Origin of the sequence: Amycolatopsis tolypomycina (genome assembly GCF_900105945.1) — a bacterium.
GTDB lineage: Bacteria > Actinomycetota > Actinomycetes > Mycobacteriales > Pseudonocardiaceae > Amycolatopsis > Amycolatopsis tolypomycina.
In genome coordinates this window covers 6,117,512-6,136,914 of sequence record NZ_FNSO01000004.1, presented here as the reverse complement: position 1 = coordinate 6,136,914, position 19,403 = coordinate 6,117,512, and the positions used below count along the sequence as shown (strand labels likewise).

Here is a 19,403-nt window from a genome sequence, read left to right as displayed (position 1 = left end):
ACGTTGGTCTCCGTGACACCATCGGCACCGGGCGTCACGGGATTGACTGGGAATCCGGGCAGAGAACGAGGGGATCGGTTGTGACGGAGCACAAGCACGGCGGCGACCTCACCCTCGGCGGGCAGCGCGTGCACGAGCGGCTCACGCAGGAGGAACCGGAGCTGATCGCCCGGGTGCTCACGCGCATCCAGGCCGAGGTCGCCGACTACCGGCGGCTGCCGGTGGAGGAGCTGGCCGGCGACATCGCGGGCATCACCCGGCAGGCGGTGCGGGCGTTCGCGCGCAGCCTGCGCGAGGACCGGGAGCTCAACGCGGCCGAGCTCCGGCAGGTCGGCGCGTCCGCGGTCCGGCGGGCGGAGGAGGGCTTCCCACTGGAAGCCGTGCTGACGGCGTACCACGTCGGCGCGCGGGAGATCTTCGCCGTCGGCTCGGCGTCTTCGGGCAGTGCGGACGTCGCCGATCTGCTCGACGTCGCGGACCGGGTGCTGGCGTTCGTCGGCACGGTCACCGGCGCGGTGACGCGCGGATACCTGGAGGAGCTGCGGACGAAGGTCGGGCAGGAGCACACCGCGCGCCGGACGCTGCTGTCGGTGCTCGTCGACGGCGGCCCGGTCGACGTCGTCGCCCGCAGCGCCGGGATCACGCTGCCCGCGCGGTACGTCGTGCTGAGCGTCGAACTCGGGCCGCACGCCGACGAGGCGTCACCGGGGGTGGACGCCGAGATCGCGGTCCGCCGCAAGCTGCGGCGGTTCCTGGCGGCGTTCGAGCACGCGTGCGGCGACGGCGTGCTGGCCTCTCTGGACGGCTGCGGCGGGCTCGTCCTCCTCCCGGCGGCGGGCCGGCCCGCGGACTGGGACGCGGTGCTCGACGCGGCCGGCCGCGCGGCGGGCGTGACGGTGCTGGCGGCGGCGGACACGGCCGCCCCACCGGAGGTCCGGGCGGTGGCCGCGCAGACCGGCGAGGTCCTGGACGTGCTGCGCTGGTTCGGCCGCCCACCGGGGCTGTACCGCCTCGACGACGTCCTGGTCGAGTACCAGCTGACCCGCCCGGGCGCGGCCCGAGACCGCCTCGCGGCGGCGCTCGACCCCCTGGCCGCACACCCGGAGCTGGTCGAGACCCTCGACGCCTACCTCGCGCTGGACACGAACCGCCGCCGCACGGCGGCCCAGCTCCACGTCCACCCCAACACGGTCGACTACCGCCTCCGCCGCATCCGCGACCTCACCGGCATGGACCCCCTCCACCCCTCCGGCCTCCCCCGCATCATCGCAGCATCAGCAGCCCGCCGCGCCGCCCACTGACGTGTCGTCCACCCAGGCACGCGTGTCGTCCCTTCAATCACGCGAGTCGACTCCCCAATCACGCGAGTCGACCCTCCGATCACGGCACCCGAAGCACCCGGCCGGCGAACTCGCGTACCCGGACGGACGACTCGCGTACCGGAACGGACGACACGCGTGCCGGGATGGACGACACGCGTGTCTGGAGGGTCGACACGCGTGATTGAGCGGTCGACACGGCGGCGCGGGCCAGGGCGCCGGTGACCAGGGCCGAGGCGAGGACGAGCGCAGCGAGGGCGGCCTGCGCGTCGAAGGTGAGCTCGCCGAGGCGGCCGAGGACGAAGCCGGTGTGCAACGCCCAGGCGACCGCCGTGACGCCGGCCGCGGCGGGCAGGGGACTTCGGTAGGCGAACGCCAGGACCACCGCGCCCAGGGTGACCAGGGCGTACCAGGGGTGGCCCGTCGCCCCGGCCAGGTCGGCCACGATCACCGCGGCAGTCGCTGCTACGCATCCGAACGGAAACTCGAAGCCCATCCGCCCAGTCCAGTCCGGCGGACGCGCGAGAGCGTGGGCCAGGACACATTCCCTACACCCAGCCCGTCGATCTTTACGATCTATTTACTCCGGTCCGTCACGCCCTGGATCGCGTCCGCGAGCGTCGGCCAGACCGCGCGCGGCAGGTTGTGGCCCATGCCCGGGATCACGACCAGTTCCGCGTCCGGGATCGCCTCCGCCGTCGCCTTGCCGCCGCTGACGTTGATCAGCGGGTCCGCGTCGCCGTGGACGACCAACGCCGGCAGGCGGACCGAGCGCAGACCAGCCGTGCGGTCGCCGGACGCCACCACCGCCGCCGCGTGGCGCAGGGTGCCCACCGGGTGGCGGGCGCGGTCGTAGTGCACCGCCGCCTTGGCCAGCAGGAACGCCTCGTCGTCCGGATAACCCGGGGAGCCGAGCCGCCGGTAGCCCTCGACGCTGTCGGCCAGCGCCTGCTCGCGGGTCGTCGCCGGTGGCCGGGTCAGCAGCGCCAGCGCCCACGGCTCGGCCTGCCCGACCGCCGGGTCGCCGGTGGTCGACATGATCGACGTCAGCGACAGCAGCCGGTCCGGGTGGTCGATGGCCAGCTGCTGCACGATCATCCCGCCCATCGACGCCCCCACGACGTGGGCCCGCGCGATCCCGAGCGCGTCGAACAGCCCGACGGCGTCGTCGGCCATGTCCGACAGCGTGTACGGCGCGCTCGACAGGTCGCCGGCGGCCAGCGCGGCGAGGTCCGGCGCGGGCAGGTGGTCGAGCCACGTCGAGAGCCCGACGTCCCGGTTGTCGTAACGCACCACGAAAAACCCGTGGCCCGCGAGCAACTCGCAGAAGCCGTCCTCCCAGGTGATCATCTGGGCGCCGAGGCCCATCACCAGGACCAGCGGCGGGGCCGCCGGATCGCCGAAAGTGTCGTACTCGAGCTCGAGACCGTTGGCCTGTGCGCGTGCCATACCCCGATCCTGCCGTACCCGCGCGGAGCTGGCACCGGGCCGGGCGGTGCCGTTACCGTTACGCCCCATGCCGACCTCATCCTCGGGCACGGGACAGCGCCCCCGGTCGCGGGCCGCGGCGGGGCTGCCGGCGCTGACGGCCGACTGCATCGTCAGCGCGGCGACGGCCCTCACCGCCCAGCGCGGCCTGGACAACTGGACGCTGCGGGAGCTCGCCCGCGCGGTCGAAGCCTATCCGGCGGTGATCTACCACCACGTCGGCGACCGGGACGCGGTGGTGAACGCCGTCGTCGACCGGGTGGTCGGGTTGCTCCAGCTGCCGGACGAGCGGCTGCCGTGGCAGGACTGGTTCACCGAGCTGCTGGCCGGCCTGCGCGCGGTGCTGCGGACGTACCCGGGCTGCGCGCGGCGGCTGGCGCTGTTCGGCCCGTCGGTCAAGGCGGCCACGCGCACCATCGACGCGGGCATCGGCGTGCTGCTGGCCGCCGGCTTCGGCCGCGAGAGCGTGCTGGCCTACAACCTGCTCCTGATGACGGCGTGCCAGTTCGTCGCGATGGAGGACGACCGCGACGGCGCGCTCGCCCTGCGGATCGACAACACCGAGGAGTACGCGACCTACCGCGAGCGGCCCGACCTGCCCGGGATGGCCGAGCTGGGCGCGGCGATGCACGACCTGATGGGTGACCCGGAACTCGCCTCCGGCTATTACGCGCAGCTCTACGACTACGCGGTCCGGCGGTGCCTGGACGGCCTCGCGCACCGCCTGGCCGAACTTCGCGAATCGGACACTGCTGGTTGACAGCGACTTGACAGTGCTTCGGCGTACCGTGGGCGTGCGTCGGTGGTTCGCCCACTGACCCGGAGCCCCTGGCGCCCTCCTCCCCCTCGTGGCGCCGGGGGCTTCGGTCTACCCGGGTTCGCCCTGCCGCGGTGACGGCGGCCCGCCGCGCGGCGGCTGCGCCTGGATGGCCGGGAAGATCTCGCCGACCAGCGTGACCAGCGACTTCGACAGCAGCAGGTGCACCTGTTCGCGCGTCAGCGACCGGCGCACGAGCCACTCCCGGCCCGCTGACTTCACCATCCCGCCGAACGCGCGCACGAGCGCGTTGAGCTCCGGCCCGTGGTCGCTTTCCCGCGACAGCCCGACGGCCTCCAGCACGCGGTCGGCGGATTCGCGGTCGGCTTCTTCGAGGATGCGCTCCACTTCGAGGTCGCGGCCGATGCCTTCGGGCGCGATCGCGGCCAGCCACATCCGCTCCTGGCTGGTGACCATGTCGAGGAACCACTCGATGGCGACGTCGGCGCGCAGTTCGAGCGGCCCGTCGGGGAGGATTTCGACGGCCAGCCGCGGCACGGTCAGCGCGCGCCGGATGATCTCCAGGTACAGCTCGCGCTTGGTGCCGAAGTAGTGGTTGATCAGTCCCCGCGCGACGCCGGCCGCCGCGGCGATGTCCGATGTGGACACTGCGGAATACGGGCGCTCACCGAACAGGCGCGCCGCACAGGTGTAGATCTGTTCCTTCCGTTCGTCCGGTTCCAGTCTTCGCCATCTCGGCGCCGGCTCGGTGTTCATCCGCCCATCGTCGCATGGGCCGTTGCGCCGGGCAGGGTAGTCGGCACGTTGCCGGATGCGCCCCCACGATCGGGGCACGGTCAGTCCGGCAGCGTGATCGGCGCGATGTCCGCGAAGCCGTCACCCGGGCCCGGATTCGCCGGATCGGTGGACCCGCCGAAGTGGTGCAGCACGCCCCACACGGCGTTCAGCGCGGTCTGGACCGCGCCCTCGGCCCAGCCCGCCGTCCACGAGATGTCGTCGCCCGCCAGGAACAGGCCCCGGTACGCCGGCGGCAGCTCGTCCTGGACGAAGTGCGTGAACAGCCGCTGCTGGTAGCGGTAGTGGCCGGGCAGGTTCGCCTTGAACGCGCCCATGAAGTGCGGTTCGGCCTCCCACGACACGGTCACCGGGTCGCCGATGATGTGCCGCCGGACGTCGACACCCGGGTAGATCTCGCGCAGCGACTGCAGCATGACCTCGACGCGCTCGCCCACCGACAGCGGCAGCCACTTCAGCGAGTCGTCGGCCCAGGTGTAGGACAGGCAGATCACCGCGGGCTTCGCCGGGTCGTCGCCGAGCAGGTACGTGCCGCGGGGCATCCGGTCGGTGAGCGTCATGCTCAGCGCGTCGCGGCCGGTCACCGGGTCGCGGTCCAGCCAGAACGGGCGGTCGACCGGCACGAACACCTTCGACGACGCCATGTAGTGCGTGCGCTCGATCGCCGTCCAGTGGTCGATCGGGAAGAGCGCTTCGTCGCACTCGATCTTCGACAGCAGCATCCAGCTCTGCGCGGTGAACACCGCCGCCGGGAACGTCCGGATGTGTCCGTCCGTGTCCGTCACGGTGACGTTGCCGGGTGCCGTCCGGTGCAGCCGCGCGACGCCGGGCTGCGGCCGGCCGCCGTGCAGCGTGCTCAGGCTGGTGCCCGACGGCCAGAAAGCGATGTCTGCCGGGGCGTGCTCCCACAGCCGCAGCGGGAGCTGCCTGCTGCCGCCGACGATGCTGCGGTGCTCGTCGTCGGCTCCGGTGTAGACGACGCGGAGGATCTCCAGGATGGAGTTGGGGAAGTCGGTGTCCCAGCCGCCGGTGCCGAAGCCGACCTGGCCGAAGATCTCGCGGTGGCGGAAGGAGGCGAACGCGGGGGAGTCGCAGAGGAAGCCGTAGAACGTCTGGTTGTCCAGCCGCGGGACGAGGTCGTTCCACAGCCGCTTGATCGTCTTCGCGTCGCGGTCGCGGATCGCCGTCTGCATCTCCGCGAAGGAGGCGTGCTCGGCGAGCGTCCGGTCCCAGGCCGCGGCGACCTCGCGGAAGACGGCGGGCAGGTCTTCCGGCGTGCGTGCGTAGTGGCTCTGTCCCTTGAGGTCCACGACCGTGCTCGGCGTGCCCGGGGCCAGGGGGTTCGGGAACGGCGTGGTCTCCAGCCCCACCTTGTCGATGTAGTGGAACAGCGCGGTCGACGCGGGCGGGAAGCGCATCGCGCCCATCTCGGCGACGACGTCGTCCGGGCAGCCGGGGAACCGCACGGTCCGCAGCCGGCCGCCGAGGTCGGCGATCTCGTACACCACCGGCCGCAGGCCCAGTTTCATCAGCTCGTACGCGGTGACGATGCCGGAGAGGCCGCCGCCGATCACGGCGACCTCGGTGCCGTGCCGTTCGGCGGGCAGCGAGCCCAGGCCGGCCGGGTGGGCCAGGTAGTCGTCGTAGGCGAACGGGAAGTCCGGGCCGAACATCGTGATCGGGCGGCCCGCCGGCTCGTCGTGGTGGAGCGCGGTGGGAACGGCGGAGGTCATGCGGTGGTTCCTCGGTACAGGTCGGGCCGTCGGTCGGCCAGGTGGGTGTTCTCCAGGCGGGACGCGATCAGGGCGTCCCGGGTGACGTCGGCGGCGATCACCTCCGGCCCGGCGCCGGCGCGGGCCAGCACCTCGCCGGTCGGGGCCACGACGCAGGAGCGCCCGCAGTAGGTCAGCTCCCGCTCGGTGTCGCAGCGGTTCGCGTAGGCGACGAACAGCTGGCTTTCGTAGGCTCGCGCGGGCACGAGCGTGTCGGCGACCAGCTCGTACGGGCTCATCAGCGCGGTCGGCACGACCAAGAGCTCGGTGCCGGCGAGCGCGTGCGCGCGGACCAGCTCCGGGAACTCGACGTCGTAGCAGATGAGCAGGCCGACCCGGAGGCCGCCGAGGTCGGCCTGGACGACGGGGTCGTCGCCGGGGGTGAACCAGGCCTTGTCGAGGTCGCCGAACAGGTGCGTCTTGCGGTAGTTGGCCAGCCGGGTTCCGGTCGCGTCGATCAGCTGGACGCTGTTGTAGACGTGCCCGCCGTCGGTTTCCGGGTAGCCGTACACGATCGCCGTGCCGGTTTGCCGCGCCCACGCGGACATCCGGGCCGCGGTGGGGCCGTCGGCGGGTTCGGCGAGCTCGTGCGTGCGCGCGCCGATGTGGTAGCCGGTGGTGATCATCTCCGCGGTGACGACGAGGTCGGCGTCGACCGCGGGCAGGCCGTCGAGCGGACCCTGGTGGACGGCGACCCTCATGCCAGCCTCGACTTCCGGATCCCGTAGCCGAAGTAGATCAGCAGGCCCAGGACCATCCAGGCGCCGAAGACCAGCCAGGTCGCGCCGTCGAGGCTGAGCATCATGTACGCGCAGCAGAGCACGCCCAGGATCGGCGTCACCGGCGCGAGCGGGACGCGGAACGTCCGCGGGCGGTCGGGCTGGCTGCGTCGCAGCATCAGCACGGCCACGTTGACCAGGCCGAACGCGAACAGCGTCCCGATGCTCGTGGCGTCGGCGAGCTTGCCGAGCGGGATGAACGCGGCCAGGACGGCGACGAAGGCCGACACCACGAGGGTGTTGACCCGCGGGGAGCCGGTCTTGGTGTCCACTTTGGACAGCGCGGCCGGGACGAGGCCGTCGCGGGACATCGCGAACAGGATGCGGGTCTGTCCGTAGAGGACGGTCAGCACGACGCTGGAGATCGCCACGATCGCGCCCACAGCGAGCAGCCCGGCCCAGAACGGGTTGTCCGAGACGACGTCGAGGACGTGCGAGAGCGCGGCTTCCTGGCCGTCGAACTGCTGCCACGGCAGCGCGCCGACCGCGGCCACGGCGACCAGGCAGTACAGCACGGTGACGATGCCGAGGGAGAGCAGGATCGCGCGCGGCAGGTCGCGCTGCGGGTTCTTCGCCTCCTCGCCGGCGGTCGAGGCCGCGTCGAAGCCGATGTAGGAGAAGAACAGCTTGGCCCCGCCGGCGCTCAGCCCGGCCAGCCCGAGCGGCAGGAACGGCGTGAAGTTCTTCGCCTGCACCGCGCTGAACGCGATCGCGCAGAAGAGGACCAGCGTGCCGATCTTGACCACGACCATGACCGCGTTGGCCCGCGCGCTCTCCTTCGCGCCGGAGAGCAGCAGGAACATGGCGAGGACGACGACGAGGATGGCGGGTACGTTCACGACGCCGCCGTCGCCGGGTGGCTGGCTGAGCGCGTCCGGGATGGCGAAGCCGAAGGCCAGGCGCAGCAGCTCGTTGAGGTACTGGCCCCAGCCGACGGCGACGGAGGCGACCGAGACGCCGTATTCGAGCACCAGGCACCACCCGCAGACCCAGGCGACGAGCTCGCCGAGCGTGGCGTAGGTGTAGGAGTAGGACGAACCGGACAGCGGGATCATCCCGGCCAGCTCGGCGTAGGACAGCGCCGAGAACAACGCCGTGACGCCGGCGAGCACGAACGAGAGCACCACGGCCGGGCCGGCCACCGGGACGGCCTCGCCGAGCACGACGAAGATGCCGCTGCCCAGCGTTGCCCCGATACTGAGCATGGTGAGCTGCCCGAGGCCGAGCGACCGCTTCAACGTGCCGTGATCGCCTTCGGCGACCAGGTCGGCGACCGGTTTCCGCCGCACCGTCGCGGCTCGCAGAGTCATGCCGACGACGGTAACGGTCGTTTCCGGAGTGCAAAACAGGAGGACGTTGCGCGTACAGATGAATCACAGGTGATTCATTGCACAGAGGCATCGAATCATGGCGATTCGTTCCGGCTTGGATTTCGGTGTCGGATCGGGGCCGGGCCGTTCGTGGAGGGGGTGAGCGGCCGCCACGAAGGCGCCGCCGGAACCCCAGGGGATGAAGATGACGCACGTCGCCCGCCGCATGTACGACCTGGTCGAGCCGATCGGCCTGGTGCCCTACTTCGCCGACGAGTCCGACGAGGCGCTGCTGGCGCTGGGCCTGCGCAACGTGTGGGACGCCTACTTCGCCGGCCGGGCCGCGCCCTTCGGCCGTTCGGTTCCGGCGGAGGTGGTCCACGCGGTCTTCTACAACTTCGCCCCCGGCGAGGTGGCCCGCCACCTCCCCCGGGTCTGGGAGCTGACGACGCCCGAGGCGGCGCTGGCCGCCCGTGAACGCGGCTGCGTCGCGGGCATGCGGCGGATCCTCGGCGACCGGGCCGACGACCCGGCGATCGCCCGCGCCGGTGACCTCCTGCTGAAGGCGGCGACCAGCGCCCCGGTCGAGGGGCGCCCGCTCTTTGCGGCGTTGCGCGCGGTCCCGGTGCCGGCCGAGCCGGTGGCCCGGCTGTGGCACGCGGCGACCCTGCTGCGCGAGCACCGCGGCGACGGCCACACCGCCGCGCTGCTGACCGAGGGCATCGGCGGGACGGAGGCCCACGTGCTGCACGCCCTGTCCATCGACCTGCCCGCGGAGAAGTTCGGCCGGGTCTGGCACCTCCCGGCCGCCCAGCTGCAAGCGGTCGTCGACGGCATGCGCACCCGCGGCCTCATCGGCCCCGACAGCCGGCTCACGCCCGACGGCCGGGCCGCGAAGGACCGCGTCGAGGCCCTGACCGACCGCCTCGCCGAGCCGCCCTACACGGCCCTCACCCCCACCGAGCTGGACCACCTCATCGCCGACCTCACCCCGATCTCGGCCGCCTTCCGCACGACCTTCCCGATGTAACCCCCCGGAGGGCACTTTCACGTGAAAGTGCCCCCGCCCTCTTCGGTTACGCCGGGGTGGTGGGGTCGGCGGCGGGGAGGAGGAGGGTGAACGTCGGCGGGTCGGGGCGGCTGAGCCGGAGGCGGCCGCCTTCGGCCTCGGCGAGGCCGCGGGCCAGGCGCAGGCCGATGCCGTGGCCGGTGGGCGTCGTCGCGAACGGGTCGGTCTCGCCGAGGTCCGGGCCTTCGTCGGCGACGTCGATGGCGAGCGCGTCGCCGGCGTCGCGGGCCAGGACCGTGACCGTGCCGCGGCCGTGCGTCACGGCGTTGTCCAGCAGCACGCCCAGGATCTGCCGGACCGCCGCGGCCGCCACGCGCGCCGGCGGCGGGTCCTCCCGGTGGATCCGCACCGTCCGGCCCTGCGGCCCGAGCAGGGCTTCGCCGGCCTGCCGGAGCTCCTCGAGGAGCCCGTCGAGGTCGAGCTCGGCCCGCGGTGCCCGGCGTTCCCGGCCCAGCGCCAGGAGGTCCTCGATGGTGCGTTCCAGCCGGTCGGCGGACGCGATGCCGGCGCGGATGGCCGCGTACGGGTCGGCCGCCGGGGCCTCCAGGGCCGCTTCGAGCTGCCAGCGCAGCCCGGTCAGCGGCGTGCGCAGCTGGTGGGACGCCTCCGCGGAGAACGCCCGCTCGCGCTCCAGGGTCTCGCGGATGCGGGCCGCCGTGGCGTCCAGTGTCTCGCCGACCTGGTCGATCTCGGGGATGCCCGCGCGGGGCGAGCGGGCCGTGAAGTCGCCGTCGCCGAGCCGTTCGGCCGCGGCGGCCAGCTGTTCCAGCGGCCGGACCAAGCGCGTGGTGAACCGCCGGGCCAGCAGCCAGCTCACCCCGGTCGTGGCGACCGCGAGCCCGGCCATGCCGAGCAGGGTCAGCACGATCCGCAGCCGCAGCTCGGACAGCGGCAGCGCGGCGCGGACCACGCCGGTCACCCGGGGGCCGCTCACCACCGGCACCGCCAGCGCCATTTCGTCGCCTTCGCGGCCGATGACGACGTCCACCGTGGCCTTGGCCGCCTGCTGCTCGACCGGGCCGGCGACGGCGGGCCCGACCCCGGCGAGCAGCCGCCCGTCCGGGGCGTAGATCCCGACTTCGCCCGCGGCTTCGTCGTCCTCCTCGTCGAGCACGGGCACGGTCGGCCGCCGCCCGGCGTTCAGGTCTCCCGACACGGCGAGCGCGGCGGCGTCCGCGGCCCGCTCCAGGTCGCCCTTCGCGTCGTCGTGGTAGTACTGCCACACCGCGAAGCCCAGCGGCAGCGCGAACAGCAGGGTCGCCACCAGGGCGGCCAGCACCGTCAGCGAGGTGATCTTGCGGCGCACGGCTAGCCTTCGGCGGCGGTGCGGGCCGGGTCTTCCAGCCGGTAGCCGTGCCCGCGCAGGGTGGCGATCCGCGGGACCTCGTCGTCGGGCCCGGCGGCCGCGGTGAGCTTGCGGCGCACCGCGGCGATGTGCACGTCCAGCGTCTTCGTCGAGCCGTACCAGTGCGCGTCCCAGACCTCGGACATCAGCGTCTCGCGGCTGACCGCGACGCCGGGTTGCTCGGCGAGCCGGGCCAGCAGGTCGAACTCCTTGGCGCGCAACACGACCTCGCGCCCGGCCAGGGTGGCGCGGCGGCCGGCGATGTCGACGGTGAGCCCGCCGATGGTCACCGGCGGCCGGGCCCCGGCGGGCGCGCCGCGCCGCAGGTGGGCCCGCACCCTGGCCAGCAGCTCGCCCAGCCGGATCGGCTTGGTGAGGTAGTCGTCGGCACCGGCGTCGAGGCCGACGACGACGTCCATCTCCTCCTGCCGCGCGGTGAGGATCACCAGCACCGCGGCGGGCAGCGCGGCCCGCAGCCGGCGGCAGACCTCGACGCCGTCGAGGTCGGGCAGGCCGAGGTCGAGCAGCACGAGGTCGAATTCGCCGGGTTCGGCGGCCCGCAGGGCGGTCCGGCCGTCGCGGGCCCAGTACACCTGGTGACCGTGCAGTCGCAGGGTCGATTCGAGCACGCTGCCGATCGCCGCGTCGTCTTCCACCACCAGCAGGTTCGGCATGCGGGAAGCCTAACCAACGTTCCGCCGCGCGCCGGGTGATTGTCGTCTATTCCGTCCGCGTCCCGAGGCCGATCTGCGATATCCGCACCGAAGCGGTGGCGAGGGCTTCGGTGAACGCAGCGACTTCGCCGGGCCCGAACCGGCTGCTGGGCCCGGTGACGGCCAGCGCCGCGAGCAGCCGTCCGTCGCCGTCGTGCACCGGCGCGGCCACGCTGGACGCGCCGGTCTCCGGCTCGCCGTGGCTGACGGCGGCGCCCTCGGTGCCGTCGAGGACGCGCCCGGCGGCGCCGAAGCCGAGCGGGAGTTCGTCGCCGACCCGGCCGACGTGCCGGATGGCCAGCGGGCCCTCCTGCTGGGCCACGCAGACCAGCACGGAGGTGCTGCGGACGTAGAGGTTCACCGTCTCCCGGCACTCCCGGGCCAGGTCGCGCAGCACCTGCCGGACCGGCTCGGGCAGCTGCCAGGCCGTGCTCGCCAGCTGCGCCCACCGCAGCATCCCGGGCCCGACGGTGAACCGCCCGTCGGGCCGCGCCCAGAGCAGGCCGCGCTGTTCGCAGGTGGCGACCAGCCGCAGCACGGTCGTCTTCGCCAGGCCGCTGGCCGTCGTGAGGTCCTTGACCGCCCAGGTCGGGCGGTGTTCGGTGAAGAGCGCGAGCAGGTCGAACGCGCGCAGCACGCTCCGGACCGATCCGTCTTCGTCTGCCTTCATGAGCGACCCCGTCCGCCTGATGGACCCAGCGTACCGCCAGGCGGACGGAATCAGGCCACGTATCGCTCGAACGCCGTAATGGTCTCGGCCAGGACGTCCTGGCCCGGCCGGGCCCACAGGTCCGCGTTGAACACCTCGACCTCGATCGGCCCCGAGTACCCCGCCGCCTCGACGGCCGCGCGCAGCCGGCGGTGGTCGATCGGGCCGTCGCCGGGCAGCGCGCGGCCCAGCAGCGGGTCCGGCAGCGGCACCAGGACGTCGCACACGTGGAACCCGGCGATCCGCCCGGCCGCCGCGGCGATCGACTCCTCGATCCGCGGGTCCCACCAGACGTGGAACTCGTCCACGATCACGCCGACCTGCTCGGCCGGGTGCTCCACCGCGATCGCCAGCGCCTGGTCCACAGTGGACAGCACCGACCGCTCCGCGCACTGCATCGGGTGCAGCGGCTCCAGGCCGAGCCGGACCCCGCGCTCCCCGGCGTACGGCGCCAGTTCGCCGACCGCGTCGGCGACCCGCTGCCGGGACGCGGCCAGGTCGTTGCCCGCGATCCCGCCCACGACCAGCACGAGCACGTCGGTGCCGAGCGCGGCGGCCTCGTCGATCGCCTCCCGGGTCTGCGCCACACCGTCCACAGGGGACCCCTCCGGTGTCACGCCGGTGAAGAACCCACCGCGGCACAACGACGAAACCCGCACACCGTGTTCCTTCAGCAGCCGTGCGGCCTCGTCGACGCCGGTTTCGGCGACCTTGTCGCGCCACAGCCCGATCCAGCCGACGCCCGCCTCGGCGCAGCCGGCCACCGCCTCCGGCAGCGACCAGGACTTCGTGGTGATCTGGTTGAGGCTCAGCCGGGGGTCCATCACGCGACCCCCGCGACCTGCAGCAGCGGCCGCATCCGGGCCTCGGCCAGGTCGGGGTCGGCCAGCACGCCGGCCTCGTCGGCGAGCCGCAGCAGCATCGCGAGGTGGGTGATCGTCCGCGCGGACTCCTGCCCGGCGATCATCCGGAAGTGGTCCTGGTGGCCGTTGAGGTGGGCCAGGTACACGACGCCGGTCTTGTAGTGCCGGGTCGGCGCGCGGAAGATCTCGCGGGACAACGGCACGGTTCTGTCGAGCAGGGCGTGGAACCCGGCCCGGTCGCCGTCGTCGAGGCGGGCCAGGGCGGTGCCGGCGATCGGGGCGAGCGGGTCGAAGATGCCGAGCAGGGCCTCACTGTGGCCCTCGCCGTCCCCGGCGATCAGCGACGGGTAGTTGAAGTCGTCGCCGGTGTAGCAGGCGACGCCGTCCGGCAGCGCCCGGCGGAACTCGACCTCGACCTCGGCGTCGAGTACCGAGACCTTCACCCCGGCGATCGTGGCGGCGTGCTCGGTGCAGAGCGCGGCCAGCTCGCGGGCGGCGGCGCGGACGTCGGCGTGGCCCCAGTAGCCGGCCAGCGCCGGGTCGAACTGCTCGCCCAGCCAGTGCAGCAGGACCGGCCCGCCCGCCTCGGACAGCAGCTTCCCGTACGCCGTGTGGTAGTCGTCCGGGCTCTGGGCGGCGGCGGCCAGCGCGCGGCTGGCCATCACGACCGGGACCGCGCCCGCGCCGGAGACCAGCTCGAGCTGCTCGCGCCAGGCGTCCACAATGGACGTGATGGTGGCCGGGCCCGGCGGCAGCTGGTCGGTGCCGACGCCGGCGCACCAGCGCCGCCCGGCCGCGGCCGCGCCGGTGCGGGACACCAGTTCCTGCGTCGTGGCCCAGTCGAGGCCCATGCCGCGCTGCGCGGTGTCCATCGCCTCCGCGACGCCCAGTCCGCACGACCAGAGGTGCTCGCGGAAGGCCAGCGTCGTGTCCCAGTCCACGGCGTAGGGCTCGTCGGCCAGCGCGTCCGCGACGACGTGCGCGGCGGCGTAGGCGATGCGCGAAGTCGGCGGTTTCGTCGGGGGTGCCGGGGGCCGTGGTCCGGACGGCGACCAGTTCAGCAGCTCGCCACCGGGGGCCGGGAGCACGAGCATCGAGGACCTCCGCAGGGGTAAGAAAGCGCTTTCTCGACCCACGGTAGGGCCTGTGCCGCGCCGCGACAAGGCCCGGTGGGGTCAGCGCTTGGGGCGTCCGGTGCTTTCGCGCAGGACGACTTCGCCGGACAGCCGGACCGTCCGCGGCCGGGTGCCCGCGGAGCCCTTGATCGCCATGTCCATCGCGCGTTCGCCGAGTTCCTCCAGCGGCAGCCGCACCGTGGTCAGCGCCGGGGCCAGGTCGCGGACCACCGGGATGTCGTCGAACCCGGCCACCGAGATGTCGCCGGGCACGGACAGGCCTTCCTCGCGCAACGCCGTCAGCGCGCCGATCGCCATCACGTCGGTGACGGCGAACAGGCAGGTCGGCAGCTTGCGCTTGCGGCCGGCGAGCAGCCGCTTCGTGGCCTCGTACCCGCCGTCGCGGCTGAACGCGGCCTCGACGACGTCCTCTTCGCGCAGCTCGATGCCGTGCGCGGCCAGCTCACCGGAGAACCCGGCGAGCCGGTCGATCACGGTGCTCAGCCGCCGCGGCCCGGCCAGCACGGCGAACCGCTTGTGGCCGAGGCCGACCAGTTCCTTCGCCAGCGCGGCGGCGCCGCCCTTGTTGTCCGGCTGGACGGTGTCGATCTTGAGCCCGCGGTGCCTGCTGACCGCCGCGACCTGGCCGCCGCCGCGGCGGTAGGGCTCCAGCTCGGCGGCCATCGCGCGTTCCCACGCCCGGTCCTCGAACGCCGAGCCGATCAGCAGGATGGCCGCGGCCCGCTGCGCGCGCAGCGTCGAGACGTAGGCGACTTCGCGGTCCGGGTCGCGGAACGTGCCGGCGAGCATGACGAGCAGCCCGTTGTCGGTGGCCACCCGCATCACCCCGCCCGCGATCGCCGCGAAGTACGGGTCGCTGACGTCGTGGCAGATCACGCCGACCGTGCGGTGCGTGCCGCCGGCGAGGGCCTGGGCGTGCGCGTTGGGGGCGTAGGCCAGCTCGGCCGCGGCGGCGGACACCCGCTCCCGCAGGTCGGCGCGGACGGACGCGGTGCCGTTGAGCACCCGCGACGCCGTCGCGAGCGAGACGTTCGCGCTGCGTGCCACGTCTTCGAGTGTCACGTGCGGCCGGGCCTTCATGGCTGGCTCCTCCAGGGTCGGTCTCGAGTGTCTCGGTGTGCTCGGTCGGTGCAATCTACTGGGAGGAGGGTGTGTCCCGAGAAGCCGCTGCTCGGGGGACCTCCCCCGAACGAGTGAAAACCGCCGGGAAGATCGTGCGCTTCGGGTGTGTTGCAAACAAGGAGAACCTTCAAGTGGTGAGCCCGCCACTGCTTCGTCGACGCGAAAGGAACCACGCATGCTGTTCGGTGACGAGCACGTCCGCCGTTACGAGGAGACCGACGGCGAGGTCGGCCACGACTGGCAGGAGGGCGTCCCGACACTGGTCTTGACCACCAAGGGCCGCAAGACCGGGCAGGAGCGCAAGTTCGCCCTGATCTACCAGGAAGCCGACGGCAACCCGGTGATCGTGGCCTCCAAGGGCGGCGCGCCGAACCACCCCGGCTGGTACTTCAACCTCGTCGAGCACCCCGAGGTCGGCGTCCAGATCAAGGCGGACAAGTTCAAGGCCCGCGCGCGCACGGCGTCCGGCGAGGAGCGGGCGAAGCTCTGGGACAAGCTGGCCGCCGTCTGGCCGGACTACAACGAGTACGCCAAGAAGACCGACCGCGAGATCCCCGTCGTGGTGCTCGAGCGGCTCTGACGTTCTCCGCTGTGATCTGCGCCGCGTTCGGCGCGGGCAGGGGCCGATCCGGCCGGTCGTGAGCTACGAATGACAGTCATGGACCGCTGGACCGCCCTGGACCTCGAAGGTGAGCTGCTCACCCGACGCCAGATGATCGCCTACGGCCGGCGCTTCGCCCGCGCCGGCCGTGGCGCCTGGTACAGCTTCGCCATCGAGGTGGTGTGGCAGTTCCTCGTCCAGACCACCCGGTTCCGGGTGCGGGGCTCGCACCACATCCCGAAGACCGGCGGCGTGCTGGTGGCGTCGAACCACCTGTCGTTCGCCGACCCGACGACGCTCACCGCGTTCTGCCTCGCCGCCGGCCGCGTGCCGCGCTACCTGGCGAAGGCGTCGCTGTGGAAGCTGCCGGTGGTCGGCCGCGTGATGCGCTCCGGGCGGCACATCCCGGTGTACCGCGGGGCCGCGACGGCCGCGGAGGCCTACCGCGACCTGGTGGCGTCCGTGCGGGCGGGCGAGTGCGTCGCGATCTTCCCGGAAGGCACCTTCTCGAACGACCCGGACGGCTGGCCGATGCGCGGCAAGACCGGCGTGGTGCGAGCCGCGCTGGAGACCGGGGCGCCGGTGATCCCGGTGGCGAACTGGGGGACCCACCACCTGCTGCCGTCGACGGCCCGGTTTCCCCGTGCGGTCCCGCGCAAGACCGTCGAGCTGGTCGCCGGGCCGCCGGTCGACCTGTCGGACCTCGTCGGCCGTGAGCTGACCCGCGAGGTGCTGGAGGAGGCGACGGCCCGGATCATGGCGGCGGTGACTTCGCTGCTGGAGTCGATCCGCGGCGAGGAGCGTCCGGTCGCTGCCTAAAATTGTCGGTGGTGGGTGAGAACCTGCCGGCATGACGATTTCCGGTTTTTCCTACCAGCGGATCCCCGTCGGGGATGTCCACCTCGGCGTCGCGCAGGGCGGCGCCGGGCCGCCGCTCGTGCTGCTGCACGGGTTTCCGCAGACCCACCTCGCCTGGCGGGAGGTGGCGGTGTCGCTCGCGCGCGACCACCGGGTGATCTGCCCCGACCTGCGCGGCTACGGCGGCAGCGACAAGCCACCGGGCGACTACTCGAAGCGGCGCCTGGCGGCCGACGTCGTCGAGCTGGCTCGCGCGCTGGGGCACGAGAGGTTTGCCCTGGCGGGTCACGACCGGGGCGCCCTGGTGGCGTTCCGGGCGGCGCTCGACCATCCGTCGGCGGTCAGCCACCTGGCGGTGCTCGACGTGATCCCGGCCGTGGACCTGTGGGAGTCGCTCGCCGGCACGGCCGGGGTGTTCGCGTTCCACCTGTTCCTGCTGGCGCACCCGCCGCCGCTGCCGGAGCGGCTGCTGGCCGCGGCACCGGCGGAGTTCTTCGGGCACTTCCTGGACGGCTGGGTGCGTGATCGTTCGGCGATCCCGCCTCCGGTCCGGGCCGCGTACCTGGCGGCGGCCTCGACGCCGGAGGCGATCGCGGCGGTGTGCGCGGACTACCGGGCGAGCGCGACGGTCGACGCCGAGCACGACGCGGACGATCGCGCGGCCGGGCGGCGGCTGGCGATGCCGGTGGCGGCGCTGTGGCAGCGTCCGGTCGGCGAGCTGCCCTTCGACCCGGCCGCGGTGTGGGGTTCGTGGGCGCCCGACCTGCGGACGCACGTGCTGGACGCGGGGCATTTCCTGCCCGAAGAACGGCCGGAGGAGGTGGTCGCTGCCCTGCGCGAGCTCGTCGCTGCCTGAGTCCCGGGTCACCCCGCCGAGCCCTGCTCGGAAGGGTAGTTTCGTGGCATGAGTGCACAACACTTTGATGTCGTCGTGCTGGGTGCCGGGGTGGGCGGCTACGTCGCGGCGATCCGCGCGTCGCAGCTGGGGCTCAGCGCCGCCGTGGTCGAGGAGAAGTACTGGGGTGGCGTCTGCCTGAACGTCGGGTGCATCCCGTCGAAGGCGCTGCTGCGCAACGCCGAGCTGGCGCAGGTCGTCACGCAGGAGGCGAAGACGTTCGGCATCTCCTCCGACAGCCCGATCCGGTTCGACTACACGGCCGCGTACGAGCGCAGCCGCAAGGTCGCCGAGGGGCGCGTCAAGGGCGTGCACTTCCTGATGAAGAAGAACAAGATCACCGAGTTCGACGGGCACGGCACGTTCGTCGACGACCACACCCTGGAGGTCAACGGCTCGCAGATCACGTTCGATCACTGCATCATCGCGACCGGCGCCACCACGCGGCTGCTGCCGGGGACTTCGCGCAGTGAGCGCGTGGTGACCTACGAAGAGCAGATCCTGTCGAGCGAGCTCCCGTCGAGCATCGTGATCGCCGGCGCGGGCGCGATCGGTGTCGAGTTCGCCTACGTGCTGCACAACTACGGCGTCGACGTCACCATCGTCGAGTTCCTCGACCGGATGGTGCCGCTGGAGGACTCCGAGGTCTCGGCGGAGCTGGCGCGCCGGTACCGCAAGCTCGGCATCAAGGTGCTGACGTCGACCCGCGTCGAGTCGATCGACGACTCGGGCTCGTCCGTGCGCGTGACGGTGTCCTCGGAGAAGAACGGGCAGCAGGTCCTCGAGGCCGACAAGGTCATGCAGGCGATCGGCTTCCAGCCGCGCGTCGAGGGCTACGGCCTCGACAAGACGGGGGTGGCCCTGACCGAGCGCGGCGCGATCGCCGTGGACGGCCGCGGCCGCACGAACGTCGACCACATCTTCGCGATCGGCGACGTCACGGCGAAGCTGATGCTCGCGCACGCGTCCGAGTCGATGGGCGTGGTCGCGGCGGAGACCATCGCGGGCGCCGAGACGATGGAGCTCGACTTCCCGATGATCCCGCGCGCGACGTACTGCCAGCCCCAGATCGCCAGCTTCGGCTGGACCGAGGAGCAGGCCCGCGAGAAGGGCTTCGACGTCCAGGTGGCGAAGTTCCCGTTCACGGCCAACGGCAAGGCCCACGGCCTGGGCGACGCGGCCGGCTTCGTGAAGCTGATCAGCGACGCGAAGCACGGCGAGCTGATCGGCGGGCACCTCATCGGCCCGGACGTGACGGAGCTGCTGCCGGAGCTCACGCTGGCCCAGCAGTGGGACCTGACGGTGCACGAGGTCGCCCGCAACGTCCACGCCCACCCGACGCTGGGCGAAGCGGTGAAGGAGGCCATCCACGGCCTCGCCGGTCACATGATCAACATGTAGGGACGTCGAAGCGGAGCTCCGGCCGGTCCCAGCGCACCTTCGGCGGGTGCGCCGGGATCGTGCCGGTGCGCCGCGCACCCATCCGCACGTAGAAGGCCAACGCGGGCGGGTGCGAAACGACGCGCACGCTCGCCAGCCCGCGCCCACGCGCTTCGGCGAGCATGTGCGTGATCAGCCGGGCGCCGAGACCGAGCCCCTGCGCCCGGTCGGCGACGAAGAGCAGGTCGAGTTCCGCGTCGACGAGCGCGTAGAAGCCGAGGATCTCGCCGTCCCGGATGGCGACGAAGGCCGGGTTGGCCTCGACGTACCCGGGCGCGATCGTGTATCCGTCCAAAATGGACGCGTAGTCGCCTTGGTAGGCCGAGGAAGCGTGCATCAGAGCGGTCAGGGTGCCGGCTTGGTCCGGCGTGGCACGCACGATCTCGATCTGGCCCATGGGCACCAGCCTAC

Annotated in this window: 20 protein-coding genes; 7 read left to right on the top strand and 13 right to left on the bottom strand. The window is 72.7% G+C overall.

Annotation, left to right across the window (positions count from 1 at the left end):
• Positions 1-80 precede the first annotated feature (80 nt).
• Entirely contained in the window at positions 81-1,301 is a 1,221-nt protein-coding gene (locus BLW76_RS37680; RefSeq protein WP_091316593.1) for a PucR family transcriptional regulator, read from the top strand.
• A gap of 79 nt (positions 1,302-1,380) precedes the next feature.
• Here BLW76_RS37680 and BLW76_RS37675 read toward each other — a convergent pair whose 3' ends face one another.
• Positions 1,381-1,770 (bottom strand): hypothetical protein, encoded by a 390-nt coding sequence (locus BLW76_RS37675; protein WP_244170495.1) that lies wholly within the window; start codon positions 1,768-1,770, stop codon positions 1,381-1,383.
• Between the two features lie 125 nt (positions 1,771-1,895).
• Entirely contained in the window at positions 1,896-2,768 is an 873-nt protein-coding gene (locus tag BLW76_RS37670) for an alpha/beta fold hydrolase (protein ID WP_091316590.1), read from the bottom strand.
• 67 nt (positions 2,769-2,835) lie between these two features.
• Here BLW76_RS37670 and BLW76_RS37665 point away from each other — a divergent pair, with 67 nt between their 5' ends.
• Positions 2,836-3,567, top strand: coding sequence for a TetR/AcrR family transcriptional regulator (locus tag BLW76_RS37665; RefSeq protein ID WP_091316588.1), 732 nt, complete (start codon positions 2,836-2,838; stop codon positions 3,565-3,567).
• 108 nt (positions 3,568-3,675) lie between these two features.
• Here BLW76_RS37665 and BLW76_RS37660 read toward each other — a convergent pair whose 3' ends face one another.
• From BLW76_RS37660 to BLW76_RS37645, 4 genes are all read right to left on the bottom strand, one after another.
• The gene (locus BLW76_RS37660) at positions 3,676-4,341 is read right to left on the bottom strand and encodes a TetR/AcrR family transcriptional regulator (protein WP_091316587.1); all 666 of its coding nucleotides are present in this window, start codon (positions 4,339-4,341) and stop codon (positions 3,676-3,678) included.
• A gap of 80 nt (positions 4,342-4,421) precedes the next feature.
• Complete coding sequence (locus BLW76_RS37655) at positions 4,422-6,113, bottom strand: flavin monoamine oxidase family protein (protein WP_091316585.1); 1,692 nt, start codon at positions 6,111-6,113, stop codon at positions 4,422-4,424.
• Positions 6,110-6,853 carry a carbon-nitrogen hydrolase family protein gene (locus BLW76_RS37650; protein WP_091316583.1) on the bottom strand — a complete coding sequence of 248 codons (744 nt, stop codon included), beginning with the start codon at positions 6,851-6,853 and terminating at the stop codon, positions 6,110-6,112. The genes BLW76_RS37655 and BLW76_RS37650 overlap by 4 nt, the downstream gene beginning before the upstream one ends.
• Positions 6,850-8,241, bottom strand: a complete 1,392-nt coding sequence (locus tag BLW76_RS37645; RefSeq protein ID WP_091316582.1) for an amino acid permease — start codon at positions 8,239-8,241, stop codon at positions 6,850-6,852. Before BLW76_RS37645 ends, BLW76_RS37650 begins: the two co-directional genes overlap by 4 nt.
• A 199-nt stretch (positions 8,242-8,440) precedes the next feature.
• Between BLW76_RS37645 and BLW76_RS37640 the strand changes: the two genes are divergently transcribed.
• Complete coding sequence (locus BLW76_RS37640; RefSeq protein ID WP_091316580.1) at positions 8,441-9,271, top strand: SCO6745 family protein; 831 nt, start codon at positions 8,441-8,443, stop codon at positions 9,269-9,271.
• Positions 9,272-9,317: 46 nt separating this feature from the next.
• On the opposite strand, the gene BLW76_RS37635 is transcribed toward BLW76_RS37640, so the two are convergent.
• The 6 genes from BLW76_RS37635 to BLW76_RS37610 form a co-directional block, all read right to left on the bottom strand.
• Positions 9,318-10,616 (bottom strand): sensor histidine kinase, encoded by a 1,299-nt coding sequence (locus BLW76_RS37635; protein ID WP_091316579.1) that lies wholly within the window; start codon positions 10,614-10,616, stop codon positions 9,318-9,320.
• Between the two features lie 2 nt (positions 10,617-10,618).
• Positions 10,619-11,329, bottom strand: coding sequence for a response regulator transcription factor (locus BLW76_RS37630; protein WP_091316577.1), 711 nt, complete (start codon positions 11,327-11,329; stop codon positions 10,619-10,621).
• A 46-nt stretch (positions 11,330-11,375) separates the two neighbouring features.
• Positions 11,376-12,038 carry an IclR family transcriptional regulator gene (locus BLW76_RS37625; protein WP_091316576.1) on the bottom strand — a complete coding sequence of 221 codons (663 nt, stop codon included), beginning with the start codon at positions 12,036-12,038 and terminating at the stop codon, positions 11,376-11,378.
• A 50-nt stretch (positions 12,039-12,088) separates the two neighbouring features.
• Positions 12,089-12,901 carry a sugar phosphate isomerase/epimerase family protein gene (locus BLW76_RS37620; RefSeq protein WP_091316575.1) on the bottom strand — a complete coding sequence of 271 codons (813 nt, stop codon included), beginning with the start codon at positions 12,899-12,901 and terminating at the stop codon, positions 12,089-12,091.
• Positions 12,901-14,034, bottom strand: a complete 1,134-nt coding sequence (locus tag BLW76_RS37615; protein ID WP_091316573.1) for a dihydrodipicolinate synthase family protein — start codon at positions 14,032-14,034, stop codon at positions 12,901-12,903. The genes BLW76_RS37620 and BLW76_RS37615 overlap by 1 nt, the downstream gene beginning before the upstream one ends.
• Before the next feature lie 81 nt (positions 14,035-14,115).
• Positions 14,116-15,156, bottom strand: a complete 1,041-nt coding sequence (locus tag BLW76_RS37610; RefSeq protein ID WP_091316571.1) for a LacI family DNA-binding transcriptional regulator — start codon at positions 15,154-15,156, stop codon at positions 14,116-14,118.
• 217 nt (positions 15,157-15,373) lie between these two features.
• Between BLW76_RS37610 and BLW76_RS37605 the strand changes: the two genes are divergently transcribed.
• The 4 genes from BLW76_RS37605 (at position 15,374) to lpdA (ending at position 18,953) form a co-directional block, all read left to right on the top strand.
• A complete protein-coding gene (locus BLW76_RS37605) occupies positions 15,374-15,778 on the top strand; it encodes a nitroreductase family deazaflavin-dependent oxidoreductase (protein ID WP_091316569.1) in 405 nt (134 codons plus the stop codon).
• A gap of 78 nt (positions 15,779-15,856) precedes the next feature.
• Complete coding sequence (locus BLW76_RS37600; protein WP_425266039.1) at positions 15,857-16,618, top strand: lysophospholipid acyltransferase family protein; 762 nt, start codon at positions 15,857-15,859, stop codon at positions 16,616-16,618.
• Between the two features lie 31 nt (positions 16,619-16,649).
• The gene (locus BLW76_RS37595; protein WP_091316566.1) at positions 16,650-17,513 is read left to right on the top strand and encodes an alpha/beta fold hydrolase; all 864 of its coding nucleotides are present in this window, start codon (positions 16,650-16,652) and stop codon (positions 17,511-17,513) included.
• A gap of 48 nt (positions 17,514-17,561) precedes the next feature.
• The gene (gene lpdA / locus BLW76_RS37590) at positions 17,562-18,953 is read left to right on the top strand and encodes a dihydrolipoyl dehydrogenase (protein WP_091316565.1); all 1,392 of its coding nucleotides are present in this window, start codon (positions 17,562-17,564) and stop codon (positions 18,951-18,953) included.
• Here the strand turns inward: lpdA and BLW76_RS37585 are convergent.
• Complete coding sequence (locus BLW76_RS37585; RefSeq protein ID WP_091316563.1) at positions 18,943-19,389, bottom strand: GNAT family N-acetyltransferase; 447 nt, start codon at positions 19,387-19,389, stop codon at positions 18,943-18,945. The two genes, lpdA and BLW76_RS37585, sit on opposite strands and share 11 nt — an antisense overlap.
• Positions 19,390-19,403 lie beyond the last annotated feature (14 nt).